Origin of the sequence: Photobacterium sp. 1_MG-2023, from assembly GCF_030547945.1 — a bacterium.
GTDB lineage: Bacteria > Pseudomonadota > Gammaproteobacteria > Enterobacterales > Vibrionaceae > Photobacterium.
In genome coordinates, this window is sequence record NZ_JAUORR010000003.1 from 107,496 (window position 1) to 130,043 (window position 22,548).

The following is a 22,548-nucleotide window of genomic DNA, read 5'->3' on the forward strand; positions in this document are numbered from 1 at the left end:
AAAGCGCATCAAGTGAGAAGAAGCATTTTTGCGTGTGATAAGAAAGCTAGATGAAAATCGATGTAACTGAGCTCGAAATCAATATAAAAACAAGCAAAATCAATTAGAAAAAGTGAAAAACATAATTTTCCGCGTAGCAGTAAATCTAAACATTTGTGACATTTTTGTGTAACAGGCGTTTAATTTTTACGACTAGGATCACAGTGAGAACACAGACATCCAACTTGAACCCGTCGTGAAAAAAAACTTTATTTTTCATGGCAATATACACAAAACCTGTGAAACTTCACTATTAACGGCTTGCCCAATGAAACCATAAAAGTTCAAAGGAAATAATCAAGGTTAATTTTCCAAAAAAATTATTCAAGACAGAAAAAATAGCCATAATAAAAAGGCGGGTTCAAAACCCGCCTTATGTTTATTCAAGATGAATGCAAAATGAAAGTTGCATGAATAAAAATATTAGCACTCAGAGATTGCATTTTTTATTCGCTTATCAGAAACCGGATAAGGCGTGCCTAATTGCTGCGCAAAAAAGCTAACCCGTAATTCTTCAATCATCCAGCGAATCTCCTTCACTTTCTCCGGAACAGGTTGGCCTTTTGGAATTTTGTTCAGCAATTCCTGATAGTCTTTCGTGACTGACTCCACCTTCAATATATGCATCCGATCTTTGTTCGGATCAATCGGCAGCTTTTCCATTCGACGCTCAATCGCTTTCATGTAACGCAGAATGTCCGGCAACCGTCGCCAGCCACACTCGGTCGCAAATCCCTTGAATATCAGACCTTCAATTTGCGCTTTGATATCCGACAAGGCAAACGCCATCGACAAATCAACCTTACCTTTCAGTTTTTTGTTGATTGAAAAAGCCGTGGTCAGAATGGCTTCGACTTGCTTGGCGATCTCAACCACCGTATCTCCCAGCTCTGCTCTGATGTGCTCTTTCAAGGCTTCAAAAGCTTCGGCATCCCATGCCAGACCGCCTTTTTGCTCAATCAGCTTATCGACACCGCAGGCAATGCAGTCATCAATCAAGTCCATCACCCGGCCGTAAGGATTAAAATACAGTCCGAGTTTTGACTTATTCGGCAGATTGGCGTGCAGGTATTTGATCGGCGAAGGGACATTCAAAAGCACCAGCCGGCGTTGCCCCTGCTTCATCACAGACTGCTGCTCTTCTTCGGTTTCAAACAATTTGATTCCGACTGCGTCTTTCTGATCCACAATGGCCGGATACGCCTTCACTTCAAAGCCGCCCCGCTTCTGCTGATACCGCTCCGGCAGCGCGCCGAAGCTCCAGGTCGTCAGTCCGCTCTGCTCAATATCGTCGTCAGCAACCTTGGACAAAGTTTCCTGCACTTTTTCTTTCAGGCTGTCTTTCAGCGCATATAAATCTTTGCTTTCACGAAGCTTGCGATTGCGATGATCCACCGCTCGGAACGTGATTTTCAGGTGTTCCGGGACCTGAGCCAGTTGCCAGTCTTCCCGCAGCACAGTCACACCCGTGATCCGTTTCAGCTCTTTTTCCAGCGCATCCAGCAAAGGAACCGACATCGCCTGTACACGTGCTAATACAGCATCGGCATAATTCGGTGCTGGCACAAAGTTACGCCGTAACGTTTTAGGCAATGACTTGATCAATGCGACCACCAGTTCATGACGCAGGCCTGGGATTTGCCAATCAAACCCATCCGGCTCCACCTGATTCAGGACAGGCAACGGCAGGTGAACTGTCACGCCGTCGTTATCTTCTCCCGGTTCAAACTGATAACTCAACTTGAGTTTCAGGCTGCCCTGATGCCAGAAATTCGGATAATCCAGCTCAGTGATATGACTGGCATCGCCCCGGAACAGCATCTCCCGTTCAAAATTCAGCAGCTCTTTATCTTTGCGGGAGGCTTCTTTCCACCAGGTATCAAAATGACGACCGGAGACTACGGTATGATCAACCCGCTGATCATAAAACTCATACAGGGCGTCGTCATCGATCAGAATATCCCGGCGGCGGGATTTATGTTCCAGTTCCTCGACTTCACGCAGTAACTGTCGGTTCTGGTGGAAGAACTTGTGCTTGGTTTCCCAGTCACCTTCCACCAGCGCAGAACGAATGAAAATCTCCCGGCAAATCACGGGATCGATTTTGCCGTAATTCACCTTACGTTTCGGGATAATCGGAATCCCGTACAGCGTGACTTTCTCAAATGCCTGAACAGCTGCCTGCTTCTTCTCCCAGTGCGGTTCACTGTAACTGCGTTTGATCAGATGCTGCGCCAATGGCTCAACCCATTCTGGCTGAATTTTGGCTGCAATCCGGCCCCAGAGCTTGGATGTCTCGACCAGCTCCGCCACCATGACCCATTTCGGCTGCTTTTTGAAAATGCCAGAGCCCGGGAAAATATGGAAACGGGCATTCCGCGCGCCCTGATAGTCATTCTTTTCCTGATCTTTCTGACCGATATGCGACAGCATACCCGCCAGCAGTGCGGTATGCACCGACTGATAGCTGGCCGGTTCATCGTTATGCCGCAGTTTCAGTTCGCGGACCACCTGATGAACCTGGAAGTAAATATCCTGCCACTCACGCACCCGGAGATAGTTCAGATAATCGCTCTTACACTGTTTGCGGAACTGGTTGCCCGACAGTGCTTTCTGCTGTTCTTTGATGTAATCCCACAGATTCACAAAGGTGAGAAAGTCGGACTCTTTATCATAGAAACGGCGGTGCTTTTCATCAGATGCCTGCTGCTTCTCCATCGGACGCTCACGTGGGTCCTGAATCGACAACGCCGACGCAATAATCATGACTTCCTGCAAAGCACCCTGTCTCGGCGCTTCAAGCACCATCCGGGCTAAACGCGGATCAATCGGCAGCTTCGCCAGCTGGCGTCCGATCTCGGTCAGGCGTTTCCGCGGGTCTTTGGCTTTGTCGTTAATGGCACCCAACTCTTCCAGCAGGCGCACACCATCCTGAATATTGCGGTTATCCGGCGGCTCAACAAACGGGAAGGCCTGAATATCGCCCAGACCGATGGCCGTCATCTGCAGGATGACGGAGGCCAGATTGGTGCGCAGAATTTCCGGATCGGTAAATTCAGGGCGCGACAAAAAATCTTCTTCCGAGTACAAACGGATACAGATCCCGGCTTCAACCCGGCCACAACGGCCTTTCCGCTGATTTGCACTGGCCTGGGAAACAGGCTCAATCGGCAGGCGCTGAACCTTGGTCCGATAGCTGTACCGGCTGATCCGCGCCGTGCCCGGGTCGATCACATATTTAATCCCCGGCACAGTCAGTGAGGTTTCCGCCACGTTGGTCGCCAGCACGATGCGACGGCCACTGTGCGACTGGAACACACGGTTCTGCTCACTGGCAGATAAGCGTGCGTACAGCGGGACAATTTCCGTGTGTTTCAGATTGCGTTTGTTCAGTGCATCGGCGGTATCGCGAATTTCACGTTCACCGTTCATGAAGATCAGGATGTCGCCCATCCCTTCATCGCACAGTTCGTCCACTGCATCAAAAATGGCCTGAAGCTGGTCGCGGTCTGAATCGTCGCTGTCATCCACCATCGGACGATAACGCACTTCAACCGGATAAGTCCGGCCGGACACTTCAATAATCGGCGCATTGTTAAAATGCTTGGAGAAACGCTCCGGGTCGATGGTTGCCGACGTAATGATCACTTTCAGATCCGGGCGTTTCGGCAGCAGATTCTTCAGATATCCCAGAATGAAATCGATATTCAGACTGCGCTCATGCGCCTCATCAATAATGATGGTGTCATACTGATTCAGAAACTTATCATTCTGAATTTCCGCCAGCAGAATACCGTCGGTCATCAGCTTGACCTGGGTTTTGTCAGACACCTGATCGTTGAACCGGACTTTATAACCGACGGTTGCGCCCAGCTCACAGTTCAGCTCTTCTGCAATCCGGTTCGCGACCGAACGGGCAGCCAGCCGTCGTGGCTGTGTATGACCAATGGTTCCCGTCGTGCCTAAGCCCAGTTCCAGACAAATTTTAGGGAGCTGGGTTGTTTTACCCGAACCCGTTTCACCGGCGACAATCACCACCTGGTGATTGCGGATCGCTTCGGCAATATCATCTTTCTTCTGGCTGACCGGCAGCTGTTCCGGATAATGGATCGCCGGGCAGCTCTGGCGGCGCGTTTCAACGGCCTGCATCGACCGGGCAATCTCCATTGCAATCTCATCAAATACGGCATGACGAGCCTGCTCGTTCTGAATCTTCGCCGCACCCTGCACCCGTTTGTGCAGTCGGAAACGATCGCGGATTAAGCAATCCTGAATCGCGGCTTTTAATGTTTTTTCACTGTTACGAACGTCGGTTCGCTCAGTTTGAGGCGTTGTAGACTGAGTCAAGTGAATTCCTGCTTGTATCAGTAGGTTGCTCTGGCCATGAGGTAGAAAACGAGCCGGAGCAAGATCATCATAAAACTGGCGCAATTCTAACACAGACTTTCCGGTTCAACAGAACCCGCTCAAGGGCAAAGTTCAACAATCGCTTGCATTTTTGGTTTTGCCCCTGCAATGATAAAGTCATGAGTGATTCAAAAGGAAACGGCTATGTTCCAGCAATTACGTATTCTCTTTCGCCAGATCATGAATGATGGCAGTGAGGACGGCGCTGTCGATACCCCCGCGCTGCACCTGGCTATCGCCTCGCTGCTGTGTGAAGTTGCCAATGCCGATCACAATCGCGACCCCAGCGAAGAAACCGCAAAAGTACACTTGCTGATGAAATTGCTGGAAGTCAATGACGTTCAGGCCCGGACCTTGCTGCACGATGCTCAGACCCGCAGCGAGCAATCGGTCTCCGTTTATGAATTCACCAATAAATTGCGGGCGCTCTCACCAGAAGAACGCTACCAGCTCATTGAAGCCATGTGGCAGGTTGCATTTTCAGATGGCGTACTCGACCCGCTGGAAGAAGCGGTCATTCGTCAGGTTGCCGAATTGATTTATGTGGATCATGCAACCTTCATTAAAGCGAAGTTATCCGCACAGGCCGGTGCTTCCGAGTAATCCCTCCGCTGCATCAGTCATTCGCACCGCACAAGACGAAAAACGGGTGATTTCAGCGTATCTTCCTGCCAATCACCCCATTCTTAGCGACAATCACCAGAAATCCCTGAAAAGAAGTTCAATCCACCAATTATCAATAACAATCAAAATTTATTCTCTATTGTTATTCGATTCTTAGAATATTCCTCGATATGTTCAACAAAAGTTGAGAATGTTGATCTTTTTAACAATATTTTTGAATTTTCTCTTTGAATATAAAGGTTGATAAGACTACGATGTCCCACTCATAACAAGAAATGCCACAATTTCAGCCAAAAACAGAGTCTATTGCATGAAAGACGATAAAAGACCCCTATATATCCCCTACGCCGGACCGGCCCTGCTTGAAACTCCACTCCTGAACAAAGGAAGCGCGTTCTCTGTCGAAGAGAGAATGTTCTTTAACCTGGAAGGCCTTTTACCCGAAGCGATTGAAACCATTGAAGAACAGACGGAGCGTGCTTACCAGCAATACCTGAAGTTTGATAACGATATGGACAAACATATCTATCTGCGGAACATTCAGGATACCAATGAGACCCTGTTTTATCGTCTGGTTGAAAACCATATCACGGAAATGATGCCAGTCATCTATACGCCGACTGTTGGCGCAGCCTGTGAGAACTTCTCCAATATTTACCGTCGTGGTCGTGGTCTGTTTATCTCTTATCCGAACCGTGACCGCATTGAAGATATGCTGAACAATGCGTCCCGTCAAAACGTCAAAGTGATTGTGGTGACGGACGGTGAGCGAATTCTGGGTCTGGGCGACCAGGGCATTGGCGGTATGGGTATTCCTATCGGCAAGCTTTCGCTGTACACCGCCTGTGGAGGGATCAGCCCGGCCTATACGCTTCCGGTTGTTCTGGATGTGGGGACCAATAACCCGCAGCGTCTGTCTGACCCGATGTACATGGGCTGGCGTCATACCCGGATCACGGGTCAAGAATATGAAGATTTCGTGGATGAGTTCATTCAGGCCGTGAAACACCGCTGGCCGGATGCCCTGATCCAGTTCGAAGACTTTGCACAGAAAAACGCCATGCCATTGCTGGAGCGTTACAAAGACAAAGTCTGCTGCTTCAATGATGACATTCAGGGCACTGCCGCAGTGACAGTGGGTTCGCTGCTGGCTGCTTGTAAAGCGGCAGGCAGCAAACTGTCTGAACAGCGCGTTACTTTCCTGGGCGCAGGTTCCGCCGGTTGCGGGATTGCAGAAGCAATCATTGCACAGATGGTCTCTGAAGGCATTTCAGAGAAACAGGCACGCTGCCAGGTCTTCATGGTGGATCGCTGGGGTCTGCTGCTGGATGACATGCCAAATCTGGTGAACTTCCAGAAGAAACTGGTTCAGACCCGTCAGAGCATCAGCGAATGGGAAACCGACGACAACAATATCTCTCTGTTGGATGTGATGCGCAATGCCAAGCCAACCATTCTGATTGGTGTTTCTGGCGTACCGGGCCTGTTCAGTGAAGAAGTGATCCGCGAAATGCATACGCACTGTGAGCGTCCGATCATTTTCCCGCTGTCCAACCCAACCAGCCGTGTTGAAGCCATGCCGGCAGACCTGATTCGCTGGACGGATGGTCAGGCACTGGTTGCAACGGGTTCACCGTTCGAGCCTGTGGTCTACAACGGCAAGACTTACCCGATTGCCCAGTGTAACAACAGCTACATCTTCCCGGGCATTGGTTTAGGCGTACTGGCTGTGGGTGCCCGCCGGGTGACTGATGAAATGCTGATGGAAAGCAGCCGCGCACTGGCAGAATGTTCTCCACTGGCCATTCATGGCCGTGGTGCCCTGCTGCCACCGCTGGAAGACATCCAGAATGTTTCCCGCCATATCGCCTTTGCCGTGGCGAAGAAAGCGGTGGAGCAACGCAAAGCAACGAAAAATACCGATGAGCGCATCCGGGAAAAAATTGATGCGAACTTCTGGGAATCCGGTTACCGCCGATACAAACGAACCTCGTTCTGATCCGCTGGTCTCACACCCAAACAAACCCGCCACCAGTGGCGGGTTTTTAATTTCCGCAACCTGCGCAAAATCCAGCCAAAAATGATCACAAGTATGACCTGATTTTTACACAACATTATCAACGAATTAGGTTACACTTATCCGAGTCAACGAGGTCATTTATGTATTTTGGAACCCTATGAAGCTGCGCTCTTTTCTGCGTTATGCAGCCATTTTTCTCATTCTTTTATGTGGTGTTTCCCTGATTCTGGATCGTTGGGTGGCTGCATCCACGTCTGATCGTATTTACACCCAGATCGAACAGGTGCCAGCCCGCACCGTGGGCTTAGTGCTGGGCACCAGCAAATATATTGCCCACAATCTGAATCCTTACTACAACTTCCGCATGGATGCCGCCGTTGAACTGTATCGCGAGAAAAAAATTCAGATTCTGCTCCTGAGCGGTGACAACGCACACCGTTCCTACAATGAGCCCTGGACCATGAAGCGGGATCTGCTGAAAGCCAATATTCCGGATGAAGTGATTGTTCTGGACTACGCCGGATTCCGAACTCTGGACTCCGTGATGCGCGCCCGGGATGTCTTCGAAGCCAGTAGCCTCACCATCATTACCCAACGCTTTCACTGCGAGCGGGCGCTCTTTATTGCAGAACATAAACAGATTGATGCCATTTGTCTGGCCGTGCCTGCGCCGCATGGGGTTGCCGGGTTTAAAATCAGATTACGGGAAGTGCTGGCGCGCGTAAAAGCCTGGCTCGATCTGTATGTGCTGGACGAACAACCGCGATTCCCCGGCCCCAAAGAGCCAATATTCTCACCCCCGCCTCAGCCAGAATCAGTGCCAGCCAGCCCGTTGAATTCCTGATGTTTACATTCTCAACGGGCATGCCTGAGCTCAACCGACTCAGCACAGGATGACCCGTTTCAACGTTGATCCGGTTCAGCAATGGGTGGATTCCCACACATTCAAAAAACACCACCTCACAAAAGCAATCACTTCTTGCCGTGCAGGCCACAAACGCGTTAACAACCGTTAAAAAAAATGCAACATTTCAACCTGACAACACTGTGAAGGGTTTCCGAACACAGTGCCTACACACCCAAAATTACAACAGTCAATCTGAAGGAACCTCTATGACAGCCTTAGCACTCACACTGAAACAGTGGCTGTTTGACCGGAACAGCCTGATACTGCTTGCAGATATCGCACTCTTCTTCGTTCTGCTCAACACGCTGCCCGTTGAGAAGGAAGTTGCCACCGGTCTCAGTATTCTTGCTTTCGTTGCCGTTCTCTGGCTGACCGAAGCCGTTCACGTCAGCATCACGGCCCTGCTGGTCCCGCTCTTAGCCGTTGGGTTTGGTGTATTCAAAACCAATGTTGCGCTGGGCAATTTCGCAAACCCGATTATTTTCCTGTTTTTAGGCGGTTTTGCCCTGGCTGCTGCACTCCGCACCCAAGCGCTGGATAAAGCCATCGCTGACAAAGTCTTAGTGATGGCGAAAGGGAAAATGTCCGTCGCCGTCTTTATGCTGTTCGGCGTCACGGCTGGGCTGTCAATGTGGATCAGTAATACCGCGACTGCTGCCATGATGCTGCCGCTGGTGCTGGGTGTTCTGGCCAAAGTCGATGCCAAAGATCAGCGTAACACCTACGTCTTTGTTCTGCTGGGCGTTGCCTACAGCGCTAGCATTGGTGGGATCGCGACGCTGGTCGGCAGCCCGCCAAACGCCATCGCTGCTGCAGAGGCTGGCATCAGTTTTACCGGCTGGATGAAGTTTGGTCTGCCCATTACGATTGTCATGTTGCCACTGGCTGCAGCCGTGCTGTACTTCCTGCTGAAGCCGAACCTGAACCATACCTTCGAGCTGGATCATCAGCCGGTTGAGTGGACGAACGGCAGAAAAATCACGCTGGTCATCTTTGCCATTACCGTGTGTCTGTGGATTTTCAGCAAGCCGATCAACGCGATGCTGGGCGGTCTGAGTAGCTTTGACACACTGGTGGCCTTGTTTGCCATTGCGATGCTGGGTGCATCCCGCGTGGTTGAATGGAAACAAATCGAGAAAACAACCGACTGGGGCGTTCTGCTGCTGTTTGGTGGTGGTATCTGTCTGAGCAACGTTCTGAAAGACACAGGCACCAGCGTTTTCCTGGCGAACAGTTTGAGTGGCTTCCTGGATCAGGCCGGACTGCTGTTCACCATTCTGGTGATTGCTGCCTTCGTTGTCTTCCTGACTGAGTTTGCAAGTAACACAGCCAGTGCAGCACTGCTGGTGCCGGTCTTCGCATCCGTTGCAGAAGCACTGGGCGTCTCCCCTGTGATTCTGTCGGTTCTGATCGGTGTGGCGGCATCCTGTGCCTTCATGTTACCGGTTGCGACACCACCGAATGCCATCATGTTTGGTTCAGGGCATATCAAGCAGAGAGAAATGATGCGCGCCGGCATCTACCTGAATCTGGTTGCGATTGTGCTGCTGACCATCATTGCATATCTGTTCTGGTAACGATTCCGGTTCCGGTTCCGGTAACGGTAACGGTTCAGAAACAATCAAGGACATTATTCCCTGATAATAATAACAATATACCGAAGACCCTGTGGCTCGGCGGCCAATCGATTCTGCATCATGGCTTCAGTGTCTCAGGTATAGCAACACCCATCTCTTTTATTTCCGGCGGTCACCTCGACCGCCTTTTTTATGCCGTTCTCGTCCACGCCAAATCTCCTGCACCCTGCCTGCTGACGCCCATTTTCAAACGCATGTCTGAATTCTTCAATCACACTGACAATCTCCGCCGCCTCGTCGTTGCATGGCCTTGAGCGCTTGGAGTAAGATGACGGACTGAATAGAAACTTTTTCAACGATTTTCCTGCATTTTTCTGCAGAGAAGACAACGGATTCACGAAAGGCGAATCCTTCAGCCTGCCACAAACTATAATAGAGAATCGCTATGTACCACGCTGAAATTACTGGCTGGGGTAAATGCCTTCCGCCTGCAATTCTGACCAATGATGAACTCAGTCAGTTTGTCGAAACTACCGATGAATGGATCCAAACCCGCACCGGCATTCAGGAGCGCCGGATCAGCCATGTCAACACATCCCAGATGGCTGAAGTCGCCGGTGCCCACGCGCTGACCGCCGCCGGACTCACCGGTCAAGATATGGATCTGGTGATTATCGCTTCCTGCTCACCCGACACCCTGCTGCCGAATATTGCATCGAAAGTTGCACTTGAACTGGGTGCAACCGGCGCGGCAGCCTTCGATATCAACGCTGCCTGTACTGGTTTCTTGTATAGTCTTGAAACAGCCACCCGTCTGATTCAGGTCGGTAACTACCGCCATGCGCTGGTCATTGGCGCCGAGCGCCTGTCCTGGCTGATTGACTGGAGCAAACGGGATACGGCTGTGTTGTTTGGGGACGGCGCAGGTGCAGTCGTCATCAGCCGGACCGAAGAGAATACCGGCCTTCAGGAATCTCAGCTAGGTTGTGATGCCGAAGGCCGGGATGTGCTGGCGATTCCTGATTTTGGGACGTCGATGGATCGGTTTGATCCCGACCCAGGCCATTTCACCTTCAATTTCGTTGGCCGTGAAATCTTCCGCCGCGCCGTTCGCGGCATGGGCTCAGCCGCCAGCACGGTTCTGGACCGTGCCGGACTGAGCAAAGATGAGATTGATGTCGTGATTCCCCATCAAGCCAACAAGCGTATTATTGAAGCACTCTGCGATCACACCGGCATTCCGCTGGAGAAGGCCTTTATCAATATCCAGCACTACGGTAACACGTCGGCTGCAACCGTGCCGATTGCGCTGTGCGAAGCGGTCGAACAGGGTTTCATCAAACCGGGCAATACCATTCTCTCGGCGGCATTCGGTGCCGGTTTGACCTGGGGAGCCAGCATTATCAAATGGGGACAGCGAGTCACGCCAATGGGGACTTCTGATGCCTGCTTACCGCCATGCGATCAATCCGCGCGCGAGATCATGCAGAATGCGATTGATCACTGTACCGGCGTGAAATAGTTTTTCGCCGCCATGGATCCAAAAAGCCACTGATGACAGTGGCTTTTTTTTCATTCTTCTCAAACCCGATTTACCGGCGCTGCGTGCGTTTGCCGCGACCCTGATGGATCTTCATTTGCTTTTTCATCCGCCGCTTATCCGCAGAGCGCCCTTTCGGGGCATGTTCAGGCAGTGCGATGGTCGGATCCGGTTCATAACCCGCCAGCCATTCCTGAGGCAATCGTGTATCAAGCAAGGTCTCAATCGCTTTTAATGCCCATTCTTCATCCAGACTCATCAGCGAGACTGCCAGCCCTTCACTGCCGGCACGACCTGTCCGGCCAATCCGGTGGACATAATCTTCTGCCTGATAAGGCAGGTCAAAATTAACCACCTGAGACAGTTGCTCAATATCGAGTCCCCTGGCGGCGACATCTGTCGCAATCAAGGCCCGGACTTTGCCGGCTTTAAAGTCATCCAGCGCCCGCTGACGCGCGCCCTGACTTTTATCGCCATGAATCGACACAGCCTGAATGCCATCGAGCTTGAGCTCTTTCACCAGGGCATCAGAGCCCTGCTTAGTTTTGGTAAACACCAGCACTTGCTGCCAGTTCCGGGAGCCGATCAGATAAGCCAGCAGTTCAGCTTTCCGGTGCTTGTCCACCGGATGAACGATTTGTTTCACCGTCTCTGCTGTGGTATTGGCTGGCGTCACCTCAATGACTTCAGGTTCATGCATCATTTTATAGGCCAGCACTTTCACGGCCTGTGAAAACGTTGCCGAGAACAGCAAGGTCTGACGAGGTGCCTTCAAGCGTCTGAGAATCCGCTGAATTTCAACCTGAAACCCCATATCCAGCATGCGGTCGGCTTCATCAAACACCAGATACTCTACTTGGCTGAGATCGACATTCCCCATGTGGGCATGATCCAGTAAGCGGCCTGGTGTCGCGACGACAATCTCAGGGAATGCACGAAGCGCTTTGGTTTGCAGATTGATGCTGGTGCCGCCATAAACGGCAACGGAAGTCACCGGCAGTGACGCACAATAAATTGTCAGATTGTCCTGCACCTGCTGCGCCAGTTCTCGGGTCGGTGTCAGTATCAGTGCCCGGATGGGCGCGCCTTGACGACTCTCCTGCGACCGCTCCGGCACAGGTTTGGTCAGCAGGTGCTGAATCAATGGCAAACCGAATGCAGCGGTTTTTCCTGTTCCCGTTTGCGCAGCGGCCAGAACATCCTGCCCCTTCAAAGCAACGGGAATCGCCAGTTGCTGGACAGGCGTTGGTTCTGAAAAACCCAGTCTGTCGACAACAGAAAGAATGTCTGCCTGTAGCCCTAACCCGGAAAATGCCATGTTGTTGTTACCTGAATACGAAAAGGCAGGGATTTTAGCCCCTGCTGCTTCATGTTGCCAATGAAATGGCGACGGATACTTAAACTTTTTCGATATTCAGAAACGCCGCGCCGCGAACGCCTCCCGCATCGCCGTGTTTGGCTTTGATGATCTTCGGCGCACGGGCTACAGAGAGTAAGTGCTTTGGCAAGCGTTTCGGCAGTTCTTCATACAAGAGCTCGAAGTTCGAGAGTCCGCCGCCCAGCACAATGACATGCGGATCCAGCCCGGTCAGCAGGTTTCCAAGGCAAATAGCGAGCAGTTCAACAAAGCGATCCACATGCGCCACGGCTTTGGCTTCGCCCTGCTGATAGCGCTGGATAATATCAATCGCTGGCACTTTCTCGCCGTAGTAATGCGCATAAAGCTGCTCGAAGCCACGACCAGACAGATAATTATCGATACAGCCCCGATTGTCACAGCCACACTGGAACAACGGCGCTTTTTCACCTAGGTGGAACCAGGCATCAATCGGCAAGCGAGTATGGCCCAGCTCCCCTGCCACATGGTTTTTGCCAGAAAAAACTTTGCCTCCGAAAACCAGACCACCACCGAAACCTGTCCCCAGAATCAATCCAAGTACGGAAGGCTCATCACGCAGGGCTTCATCCCAGGCTTCAGACAGTGCAAAACAGTTGGCATCGTTATCAATGCTCACGGCGCGTCCAAGGCGGTTTTCCAGATCCCGGCGTAAAAAACGGCCTTTCGCAGCCGGGATGTTTGAAGTCAGCACACTGCCATCTTCCGCATCTTCCATGCCGGGAATCCCGATACCGATTTTGCCTTCGCAGCCGAAAGTCTGATCCGCTTTCTGAATCAGCCCCACCAGAGTTTCGATTAACGCGTCATAATCATCACCCGGTGTCGGGACACGTTCGGTCGCCACACGTTCCAGTTGTTCGTCAAAAGCACCAAATTCAATTTTGGTTCCACCGACATCGAAGCCGTAATACATCGTTCTCTCCATTATTTTACGCTGCGAAAATTATCCATCGTTCAGGATATACAGACTGTGACCTGAGCCTTATTTAGCAAGTCATCAGTCAGCGTCAGTGCACATTTAAAACAAGTAATTCATGAAATTTCTGGATTGCTCAAACCGCTTCAGCGCTGACCGTCTGACGCAGCCGACTGACGGCAGAATCTTCCGGTAGGGAGCGATTCAATTTGCCCGCCAGATAGCTTTCCCGGAACACATCAAACCACAGGTCCAATGCCTCGGCATTTTGCGATTCGCCATAAGCGTCCACGATCCGTGCGGCAACTTCCGCCGTCCCGAGCTGATTCTCTTTTGCGGCCTCCCGCACCCGATAACGGGAACGTGAATCCGGCGTAATCGACAGCATCGGAAATCCATCCAGATACGGACTTTTACGAAACATTTTCTTCGCTTCGGACCAGCTGCCATCCAGTAGAATAAACAGCGGACGCTTACCGGGTCCCACGGAAATCTGTGCGGCAACACGCTCAGGCGTCCCGTATTCAGCCGGGAAAATCACGTAAGGCTGCCATTGCGGATCCGCAAGGATGTCAAGCATGGCCGGATCAGGCTCCGTTCTGGACCAGATAAAGGCAAAGGTATCCCGGAACAGATCGGCAATAAGCCGACCGGTATTACTGGGCTTGAGCACTTCATCATCATACATCACCAGCATAAACGCGGCGTCTGACTCGACTTCAGACTTCAAAGCACAAATACACAGGTGTGCCCGAAGCATACAAAACCGACACCGCTCAACTTTTCCGCCACGGGCAAGAAAAGGACGGGTTGATCGGGCCAATCGGGCATCATACAGGTGATGAACGGCGTGAATACGCATAGAAACATTCCGGAATTAAAAAACGCCAGCATTCTACTGGCGTTAGTTATCCGGTGACAAGACGGTCAGCGGTTTTCGGCGTGTTTTACGCGCGTATTTTATAGCGCGTCAGCAACTGTTCCTGCTCGCGGGCAATGTCAGCGACTTTCGCGGCTTCTTCCACTAAGGTTGCAAGCTGCTGATTGTTGAGGTTAGCCTGACCGGCCACTTCTTCCACATTTCGGCCAACTTCAACGGAAGCATTCTCCTGTTGCTGGGTGGCTGCAGCAATGGTGATCACTTTCTCTGAGATCCGGGCAATGGCTCCCTGAATCCTGTGAATTGCGGATTCAACGTCACTACTGAGTGAAATCGAGGCCGTCATCTCACTCCGGCTTTCCTGCATGGCAGTATTTGCGTCCAATGCAGCCCGGTGCAATTCCTCTATCGTCTGACGAATCGACTCTGTTTGCTGATTTGTCTGGCGGGCTAATTGGCGGACTTCATCGGCAACCACCGCGAAACCGCGCCCTTGCTCACCTGCGCGGGCAGCTTCAATCGCGGCGTTGAGCGCCAGCAGGTTGGTATTGTTGGCGATCGAGCTGATGAGCTCCACAACCTCTGTAATTCTGATCACATGGGTATCCAGCGCTTTCATACAGGCTTCATTGCGGGCAAATTGTGCATCCAGCGATTGCAGGCGTTCAGTACTGCGACTGATAATACGCACCCCCTCCTGCGCCAGTTGATTGGCGGCTTCTGCCTCGGATTCAGAGTCTGTGGTACTGAGTGCGATCTCTTTAATGGACGCTTCCAGCTCAGTAATTGCAGCAGCGATCGCACTGAGCTGATCACTTTGCTGGTTCATTGCGTGCCGTGACTGTGTTGACGCGGACTGGCTTCGCTCGGCGGCCAGAGTCAGGTGCTGGCTGTTGCGGTTCAGTTGGGCCATGGCCTGACTGTTCGCTTGGTTGGACAGATTCAGCAGCACGGCGAGTTCTGCAAATTCACGCGGTGCTTTTTCGTCCGCCATCACCGTCAGATCGCCCTGACTGTTTGCTTTCACCACATCGTCTAATCGCTGCAAAGATTGCCGGACCGTTTTGCTGACCCAGATTCCACTTACAATCGCGAGCAAGAGCCCTGCGGCACTCAGCCCCACAAAAATCAGCCTGGCACTCTCGCTGGCCGTCACCACCCCTTGCTCACTCTGATGCATCATCTGACTTGCATCGGCTTCTAAAGCAGTCAGTTGCTGCATGATCTGACTGACTTGCGCCTTCGCCTGAGCAGCCTGCTGTGCCTGCGCCTGAATCAATCGCAATGTCTCGAGCTTGAGTGCCACCATCCCTTGCTCACCAAACAGCGCCTGCACCATCTCAAATGGCACGGTCAGACTGGTGAACTCGGCCAGTTCCGGATTGATGCGATTGAGCTCTTTCCAGCCGTACTGCATCCCGGAAAGGTTGGTTCGTTTCAGATCTTTCGCGATCGCTTCAGCTTTCGCCAAATCACTCTCAAACAACAGGGCCATCATGTTGGTCCCCATTTCCTGAGAATGATTAATCAAATTCGTCACATGCCCCATCGCCCCCGTATCCCCGGCATAGAGCCCAATGCTGATTCGGCTCATCTCTGAACGGACGGAAGTGATGGCGTAGTTCATCGTCGCTTTCTCAGACGCTAATTTGGCCTGATGGGTCAGAATCTGCTGTTGGGTTTGAAAAATGGATTGGACGAGCTGATTGAATACAGCAAGATCGGTTCTGAAGTTTGCCACTTTATCCGAGAGCCAGCCAAGCTGGTTCTGGGTCGCTAACGTTTCCAGGCTGCTGACCGCATCTTCCACCCGCTGTTCATTGGCCTTCAGAGACGCCAGAGAAGACTTCAGATGATCAATCGACCGACTGTTCATCAGTTCAGACAGGCTTTGCGCTGAAGCCAGCGAACCTTTCACCATCTCTGCATTGAGAGATGCGACCGGCAATGCCTGCTGGCTGAGTAAGCTGAACTGAGCGGCAACCCGATTCAGGCCCTGATTTCCAAACAATGACAGCAATCCCCCGATCACCACCAGAAGCAAAAATACAGACTGTATCAGGTATACAACAGACAGCCGTGTCTGATGTGTATGCTTTTTTGTCATGATAAACCTTTGTCACAATCAGAATTGCTGGCTGCGCTCTTCCGTGAGTCAGAATCATGAGCCATCAATTGTGATCTTTATCTAAATGATTTCCGCCGTAAAATACGGAAACAATGTGACAAAAACATGTCAATTGACAAAAAAGCGTAACAAAAACGAATGGTTACCAGAGCCGTTTTGACACAAAAAGAGCAGCATCTGCTGCTCTTTTTGTCGAAAGGTATCCAGAATCAGGCAAATGAGGTTTGCTCACTGATGACGCTATCAAATAAGTTCTTCACCAGACTGATATAGTCTTCCAGAAAAGAAATTTGCTCGACACCCGGGTGCTTTAACCAGAGTCCGCCCAGGATTTCGGATAAGTCTTCCAGTACAGCATCTGCTTCCTGCATGAGCTTAAATCTGAAATCTGGTTTCAGGTCAGGGTTCTGATTGAAAACCGCCATCAGGTTAGTCGCAATCAGATCCGTGACCACATTTTCGACGGTTTCTTCACTCGCGTCTGTTCCTGATTCCTCAAACACATGTAAGTTTTCGGAAAAATACTCTATCAGCGCGTGATAACCTTCAGATTCAACAACCATATGATTTGCTTAATTCATCCTACACTACCCCGGATCATAGTGTGTCAGCGACGATTTTCAAGCATGCTGATGGCATCTGTGCACAAGTTAACTATTTTATTTATCAATAAGAAATGGCTAATTTAGCAGTGAACATTAGAGTCGAATGTTGGGTGGCTCCGATATCAGCCGAACAATGCAATCCACTGCTGATAAAAGTAATCCAGATGACGACCTGACCCTAAATGGTATACAATTTCGCGTCTCAACACGGAACAATAGAGAATCATAGGTCATGAAAATAATTCGCTGGATCCTGGGCAAGATTATCCTGCTGCTCAATGCTGTCTTCTCCCCAAAAGCAATGAAACGCTCCACGCAAGATCAACAGAGTGTCGATCAGGCAGTGCAAGCTATGCAGCTTTATCAATTTGATGCCTGCCCTTTTTGTGTCAAAGTCCGTCGCAGTGCAAAACGACTGGCGCTGCCTCTGACAACCAAGGATGCAAAACATCCTGAATTTGAACAGGAACTGATTCAGGGTGGCGGTCGCCGCAAAGTCCCTTGCCTTCGGATTGAAAAAGACGACGGTCAGGTTGAATGGATGTATGAATCAAAAGATATCATCCTGTATTTAGAAACACGTTTCGCCTGAATGACGCTCCCGGCTGTCTCAGCCGGGATCATCGCCAATCTTTTGACAAGCATCTGATACTCGCCCGGCTTCTTTTCAGTATTATTTCTTATACAATCAACGGTTAGCGTTTTGCTAAACTCAACTTGCCACGACGATTTATGAGGATCCCCCATGCGATTACATCGTATCGCCTGTTTTTTAGCTCTCGTTGTGAGTGCTGCTTTATCGGGCACAGTTTCAGCTCAGGCAGATGAAAAGGAAAAATCGGCGGCGGCCGTTCCGGCGGAAAGCGATCACGACTCTGCAACGACGCAATCTGACATTCAGGTTGGCGATGTATTGACTGTCAAACTGGACGAGATTTTACCGACACAGCCTGTATTAGCGTACGACAGAATTTTCGCCAGCCTGGGGCGATATGAAGCCCGACCGGCTCAACTGTTCGATGATCTGTGCCTGACCAACGGCGGCGGTGGCATTCAAACCTGGCATGAAGATTCCAAACCGACCGATCTGGAAAGCTATACCTGTAAACAAAAACCAGGCAGCCAGCAAGATGCGCTGCCAACCGTGCTCGTGGCACCGGACGGAAAAACACTGTATCTGCTCTCTGGTCATCACATTCTTTCAACCTTCTGGGATATGCCAAACGGGGGGACCAGTGTCCCTGTGCTGGTGAAAGTCACCCACAGCCTTGCTGAGGGCGATATTGATGAAAAATGGGATGCCATGAAAAAAGCCGGTCAAATCTGGCTCTATAATACGCGCGGAGAGAAAATCAAACCTTCAGACCTGCCGCAGTATCTGGGTATGAAGCAACTCAAACATGATAAATACCTCTCGCTGGTCTTTTTCCTGCGGAACGTTGCTTACAGTGATCCGGATACAGATTTTCCCATGGCCAATCCACTGATCCGGCCGATGTCTGTGCCCTACCTGCAGTACCACTGGGCCCAGTTTCTACGCAAAAAAATGAAAGTTTCACAATATGATCTGGATGACCCGGAGCAATATACGGCTGCGTTAAAAGAAGCCGCTTCGATGATCGTCAACGCGCCTGATGATGAAGAAATCCCCGGCAGTGGCAAAACCGCGAAAGCACTGGGTAAATTTGAGGAAATGAATACCAAAGTGCTCGATTCACTGTTGTCTCGACAAACCTCCAGCTGGCATTACGCGATGGCTTACCGGATTCGTGAACAAGAAGAATCAACCCCGAAACGGGTGCTGGAAGCCAGAAAAGCCAAAGAAGCGGAAGAAAAAGCGAAGCAAGAGAAAGCGGCTTCCGGTGAATCTCAAGAAGGGACGAAAGCGGGCGAAAGCCAATAACCAACGCCCCTCTTTCCTTTTCGTATCAGTCAATCAGGCGAAGCTCAGCTTCGCCTTTTTCATGGCCTGACTTCAGCTCATTTTCGGAGCACGATAAATATAAGGTACGGTTTCAGCAACCCACTGAAAACCGTGCCGTGCAACGATCGGCCGGCTCATTTCTGAGGCATCGATGGTTAAATAACGTTTTCCACGTCGGCAAGCATCGTCAATCCGTTGCTGCAATAACGCCGTGTAATACCCTTTTCCCCGACATTGTGCGATCGTGCTTCCCCCCCACACACCCGCAAAGGGACTTTGGCCGTTGAAAATGATCCAGGCTGAACTCACTGGTTCCTCCTGTTCATAAATCACATAAACAGAGACGGTATCCGGCTGCGTTTGTTTCAGATAGAGCAAATTGTCCAGATGGTCACTTTGATCTGTTTGCCACACCGCTTCCTGAACCTTCATGGCATCCTGAATGCCCTTGAAATCGTGAACCTCAGTGATGAGTCCTGGAGAAGACCGCACGGGTGTGACTTCAGCCAGATCTAAAACCATAAAGGACTCGGGCGCGCCTTGCTGAAAACCATGCGACGTTAAATATTGCCCGATACTGGCAGGTTGATCGGTGCTGTAAGTTTTCCACTCGAAAAATGGCGCACTCTCCGAAAAGTACGCAATCTGACGGTGAATCACTGAACTGAGATTGTTTTCATCCAGCTCAAAAAATGAAATAAAACCACCCTGCCCCTGGGCTGAACGGAAACGCACCAGACCATCGGACAGGCTTTTTTCAAAACCCGGTATTTCTATCGTCATCCGCTCATAATGATTATAGGCAGCCATGACTTCCTGTTGATTCATCTTGTTTCCTTACCCATTGTATTCACGACTCCCGGAGATAAAGCGCAGCAATTGATCAACGTCCAGGAAATCACGGACTTGCTGATGGTGGCTGACTTTATCACCGACAATCACCAGATTCACCCCCAGATCCTGACAGGCTTGGCGATCCCACGCTGCATCACCAAAGTAGGTCAGTGGTAAATCGTTCACATCCCCGGCCATTTCTCGTGCCTTCATCATGATCTGAGTCCGGACATAATGATCGTTTGAAGAAGCCATCGATAACTGGTCGGTCTGAAAACCCGCGGCCTGCAATTTCAGCAGAGCCGTTTCCCCCCAACCACCTGTTGCAACAGAAACCACAAATCGTTCATCCGCCAGCAAGCGATATAAGAAAGCTTTTGCGCCCCTGACTTCCTGAACCGGATGCTGCTTGAGATACAGCCGGATATTTTGAATAAATACAGATTTGACCCGCGCTTCCAGGCAGTCCAGCTGTTCATCTGGTGCCTGGTGCTGGATAAAAGTCCGTAAAATTCCCCGATCCGTTGCATGAGGGTATTCATCCAGCCCCCGATTTAAGTCCAGCCCGGTCACGCGCTTCACCGCATCCATAAAACAGTGCGCATCAAACCCGCTGGAACGAATGAGTGTATCGTCTACATCGAACATCACATGGTACATGCCTGCAACTATCCTTCGTGATTATGTTTAGGTTACTGAATGTTTTTCGCCCGGCCATTTCAGCCAGAAAAATGACACTGCCATTCAACCTTCCAGCCAGGCTTCAGCAGCTTCCCTGTCTTCCCGATTGAATGCTTTGATGGTGAGGCCTGGAATCAACGCGCCTTCAAGTTCGCTGATTTTCTTCACCCATTGTTGATCCGACAACACGGCAGCACGCTGGAATTTTCGGATAAACCCGATCATTCCGGGAATTTGGGACAACTCGACACCGATGGCAGCAAAGGAGGGTAAGTGATAATCCACCACATCGAACAACATTTTCCCTGCTTCAATCCGGACCGATTTTGTGCGAAGTTCATCCAGCGCAAGCCGCATTTCTGCGGCGTCCAGCTTGCCACTGATGGTGATATGCAGGCGGTCGTCTCCGACATTTTCAACACGAAACATCAGCACACCCTTTATTGATTACAATGTGATTAAGTATTGCCTATGCCAGCCAGTCCGGCTAGGGCGAGACTGAATGACCCGCCTGAATCTTAAAATCTTTCTTCAGATACATCGTTATCTTTCACTCATTGCCAATACGATTGAAGATGACTCCTGGTGTTCCTGCCACTGTTTCGCAAGTAAACCATAAAGGGCAGAATCAGACAGATAACCATCAACAATCCATCGCTCGGGGAGATAGCCTTCTTCCACAAAACCAAGCTTTTGCAGCACTTTGGCAGAACCTAGGTTCATCGGATCAATTTCTGCTTCAAGCCGGTTCAAATTCATCTCTTCAAATGCAAAACGAATCAGTGCAGATGCGGCTTCAAATACGACGCCCTTGCCCCAATATGCCTTCGCAATACCAAAGCCGATTTCAGCTCTTCGGGAAGTCGGATGAATATTAAAGAGCATACATTTTCCAATAAATGTCTGGCTTTCGCGATCACAGATACCCAAGACCAGTTTCTCTGGCTCATCAAGCGAAGCCTTTGAGGATTGGATGTCCTCATACGCCTGTGACAGGGTGTGCCATGGCGAACCGTCCCAGTATTGCATCACCTCCGGGTCTGAAAAAATATCAAATAATGCTTCAGCATCGCTGAATGTCAGCGGCCGTAACACCAGTCTGTCCGTGTCTAACTGAATCATTTCCATATCCCTGATTATTTGAGTCATCATAAGGCCAACACCCACAAATGAAACGTGTTGTATATCATAATTTTATTCAAATCAACAAGAAAGAGTCAGCGGAAAGGGTAAAAAATGAGAATTCAGAAAGGGAATTGAAAAAATACACAATCAATAGATAAAAAAAGAGAGCTTTTTATCAAGCTCTCTTGAATACACTATCTGGAACAAGGTTAGAAAGTGAAGCCCAGATTCACCCCGAATCCACTGCCATCAAATTCCACATCGAAATCTTTCACTTCATAATCAATATGTGTATATCGTGCGCCAATCACAAAAGCATTATTGTTTTCCAGTGGAACACGATATTCGTAGTGAACCAGAAAGCCAAAGCTGTCTTTAAAGTCAACGGTGCCATCACAACCACCATAATAACCGCTAACATCACATTCAAATTCCACACCTGTATGGTAAGTTGCACCGGCACCAATCTGATGTCGCTGGTAACCACGAAGTAACAACAGGTCAACCGGAATACGGCTGAAGGTCATTTCACCGTTCGATGCACTGGCCGATGAGAATTTATATCCGATCGTTCCCCGAAGTTTTAGTGAATCTTGCAAAAAGTAATCAATGCCACCGAATAATGACAAACCTTCCGCAGATTTTACTTTGGTTGAACTCCCATCGGTGTAGTAGGCTGTGGTCATGGTATCACCACCAATGTCATAGCCGGCTCCGATAATAAAATCGACTTCCGCAAATGATTGGGCAGAAAAACTCAATGCAGACAATCCCATTGCTGCATACATTACATTCTTTTTCAACATTTTATTTCTCGAATAATATCAATCTAAATATAACCTGCTCGATGAAATCGATTCAGTCCGATTGTAATCAATACAAAATTGAATCCCTTCAAAGAGGCGGCTTATATTAACAGTTGCGTGAAAGAACAAAATATTG

At 50.1% G+C, this 22,548-nt stretch carries 19 protein-coding genes; 7 read left to right on the forward strand and 12 right to left on the reverse strand.

Annotated features, from left to right (window positions below; all coding sequences use genetic code 11):
• Positions 1–462: 462 nt before the first annotated feature.
• On the reverse strand, positions 463–4,386 hold the full coding sequence (gene hrpA, locus Q4579_RS04075) for an ATP-dependent RNA helicase HrpA (protein ID WP_303561825.1): 3,924 nt from the start codon (positions 4,384–4,386) through the stop codon (positions 463–465).
• A 204-nt stretch (positions 4,387–4,590) separates the two neighbouring features.
• On the opposite strand from hrpA, the gene Q4579_RS04080 reads away from it, so the two are divergent.
• The 4 genes from Q4579_RS04080 to Q4579_RS04095 all read left to right on the forward strand — a co-directional run bounded on the left by Q4579_RS04080 (position 4,591) and on the right by Q4579_RS04095 (position 9,574).
• Complete coding sequence (locus tag Q4579_RS04080) at positions 4,591–5,049, forward strand: TerB family tellurite resistance protein (protein WP_303561826.1); 459 nt, start codon at positions 4,591–4,593, stop codon at positions 5,047–5,049.
• A 331-nt stretch (positions 5,050–5,380) separates the two neighbouring features.
• Positions 5,381–7,069, forward strand: coding sequence for an NAD-dependent malic enzyme (locus tag Q4579_RS04085; protein ID WP_303561828.1), 1,689 nt, complete (start codon positions 5,381–5,383; stop codon positions 7,067–7,069).
• A 178-nt stretch (positions 7,070–7,247) separates the two neighbouring features.
• On the forward strand, positions 7,248–7,934 hold the full coding sequence (locus Q4579_RS04090) for a vancomycin high temperature exclusion protein (protein WP_303561829.1): 687 nt from the start codon (positions 7,248–7,250) through the stop codon (positions 7,932–7,934).
• A 269-nt stretch (positions 7,935–8,203) separates the two neighbouring features.
• Positions 8,204–9,574, forward strand: coding sequence for a DASS family sodium-coupled anion symporter (locus Q4579_RS04095; RefSeq protein WP_303561831.1), 1,371 nt, complete (start codon positions 8,204–8,206; stop codon positions 9,572–9,574).
• 134 nt (positions 9,575–9,708) lie between these two features.
• On the opposite strand, the gene Q4579_RS04100 is transcribed toward Q4579_RS04095, so the two are convergent.
• Entirely contained in the window at positions 9,709–9,972 is a 264-nt protein-coding gene (locus tag Q4579_RS04100; protein ID WP_303561833.1) for a hypothetical protein, read from the reverse strand.
• Positions 9,973–10,013: 41 nt separating this feature from the next.
• On the opposite strand from Q4579_RS04100, the gene Q4579_RS04105 reads away from it, so the two are divergent.
• On the forward strand, positions 10,014–11,096 hold the full coding sequence (locus tag Q4579_RS04105) for a ketoacyl-ACP synthase III (protein WP_303562179.1): 1,083 nt from the start codon (positions 10,014–10,016) through the stop codon (positions 11,094–11,096).
• Positions 11,097–11,166: 70 nt separating this feature from the next.
• Here the strand turns inward: Q4579_RS04105 and Q4579_RS04110 are convergent, their stop codons facing one another.
• From Q4579_RS04110 to Q4579_RS04130, 5 genes are all read right to left on the reverse strand, one after another.
• Complete coding sequence (locus Q4579_RS04110) at positions 11,167–12,432, reverse strand: DEAD/DEAH box helicase (protein ID WP_303561835.1); 1,266 nt, start codon at positions 12,430–12,432, stop codon at positions 11,167–11,169.
• Positions 12,433–12,511: 79 nt separating this feature from the next.
• Positions 12,512–13,426: an N-acetylglucosamine kinase gene (gene nagK, locus Q4579_RS04115; RefSeq protein WP_303561836.1), complete on the reverse strand. Its 915-nt coding sequence runs from the start codon at positions 13,424–13,426 to the stop codon at positions 12,512–12,514.
• 139 nt (positions 13,427–13,565) lie between these two features.
• Positions 13,566–14,291 (reverse strand): tRNA-uridine aminocarboxypropyltransferase, encoded by a 726-nt coding sequence (locus Q4579_RS04120; protein ID WP_303561838.1) that lies wholly within the window; start codon positions 14,289–14,291, stop codon positions 13,566–13,568.
• A gap of 85 nt (positions 14,292–14,376) precedes the next feature.
• Positions 14,377–16,416, reverse strand: a complete 2,040-nt coding sequence (locus Q4579_RS04125) for a methyl-accepting chemotaxis protein (RefSeq protein WP_303561839.1) — start codon at positions 16,414–16,416, stop codon at positions 14,377–14,379.
• Positions 16,417–16,646: 230 nt separating this feature from the next.
• Positions 16,647–17,000, reverse strand: coding sequence for a DUF3802 family protein (locus Q4579_RS04130; RefSeq protein ID WP_211648476.1), 354 nt, complete (start codon positions 16,998–17,000; stop codon positions 16,647–16,649).
• 274 nt (positions 17,001–17,274) lie between these two features.
• On the opposite strand from Q4579_RS04130, the gene Q4579_RS04135 reads away from it, so the two are divergent.
• Both Q4579_RS04135 and Q4579_RS04140 read left to right on the forward strand, forming a co-directional pair.
• Positions 17,275–17,634, forward strand: a complete 360-nt coding sequence (locus Q4579_RS04135; protein ID WP_303561844.1) for a glutathione S-transferase N-terminal domain-containing protein — start codon at positions 17,275–17,277, stop codon at positions 17,632–17,634.
• Between the two features lie 153 nt (positions 17,635–17,787).
• Positions 17,788–18,945: a ParB/Srx family N-terminal domain-containing protein gene (locus tag Q4579_RS04140; protein ID WP_303561845.1), complete on the forward strand. Its 1,158-nt coding sequence runs from the start codon at positions 17,788–17,790 to the stop codon at positions 18,943–18,945.
• 72 nt (positions 18,946–19,017) lie between these two features.
• Here the strand turns inward: Q4579_RS04140 and Q4579_RS04145 are convergent, their stop codons facing one another.
• The 5 genes from Q4579_RS04145 to Q4579_RS04165 form a co-directional block, all read right to left on the reverse strand.
• Entirely contained in the window at positions 19,018–19,794 is a 777-nt protein-coding gene (locus Q4579_RS04145) for a GNAT family N-acetyltransferase (protein WP_303561847.1), read from the reverse strand.
• 9 nt (positions 19,795–19,803) lie between these two features.
• Positions 19,804–20,460 (reverse strand): HAD family hydrolase, encoded by a 657-nt coding sequence (locus Q4579_RS04150; protein WP_303561848.1) that lies wholly within the window; start codon positions 20,458–20,460, stop codon positions 19,804–19,806.
• 84 nt (positions 20,461–20,544) lie between these two features.
• The gene (locus tag Q4579_RS04155) at positions 20,545–20,910 is read right to left on the reverse strand and encodes an STAS/SEC14 domain-containing protein (RefSeq protein ID WP_303561849.1); all 366 of its coding nucleotides are present in this window, start codon (positions 20,908–20,910) and stop codon (positions 20,545–20,547) included.
• A gap of 114 nt (positions 20,911–21,024) precedes the next feature.
• On the reverse strand, positions 21,025–21,609 hold the full coding sequence (locus Q4579_RS04160; RefSeq protein ID WP_303561850.1) for a GNAT family N-acetyltransferase: 585 nt from the start codon (positions 21,607–21,609) through the stop codon (positions 21,025–21,027).
• A gap of 206 nt (positions 21,610–21,815) precedes the next feature.
• Entirely contained in the window at positions 21,816–22,409 is a 594-nt protein-coding gene (locus Q4579_RS04165; RefSeq protein ID WP_303561851.1) for an outer membrane beta-barrel protein, read from the reverse strand.
• Between the last annotated feature and the right edge of the window lie 139 nt (positions 22,410–22,548).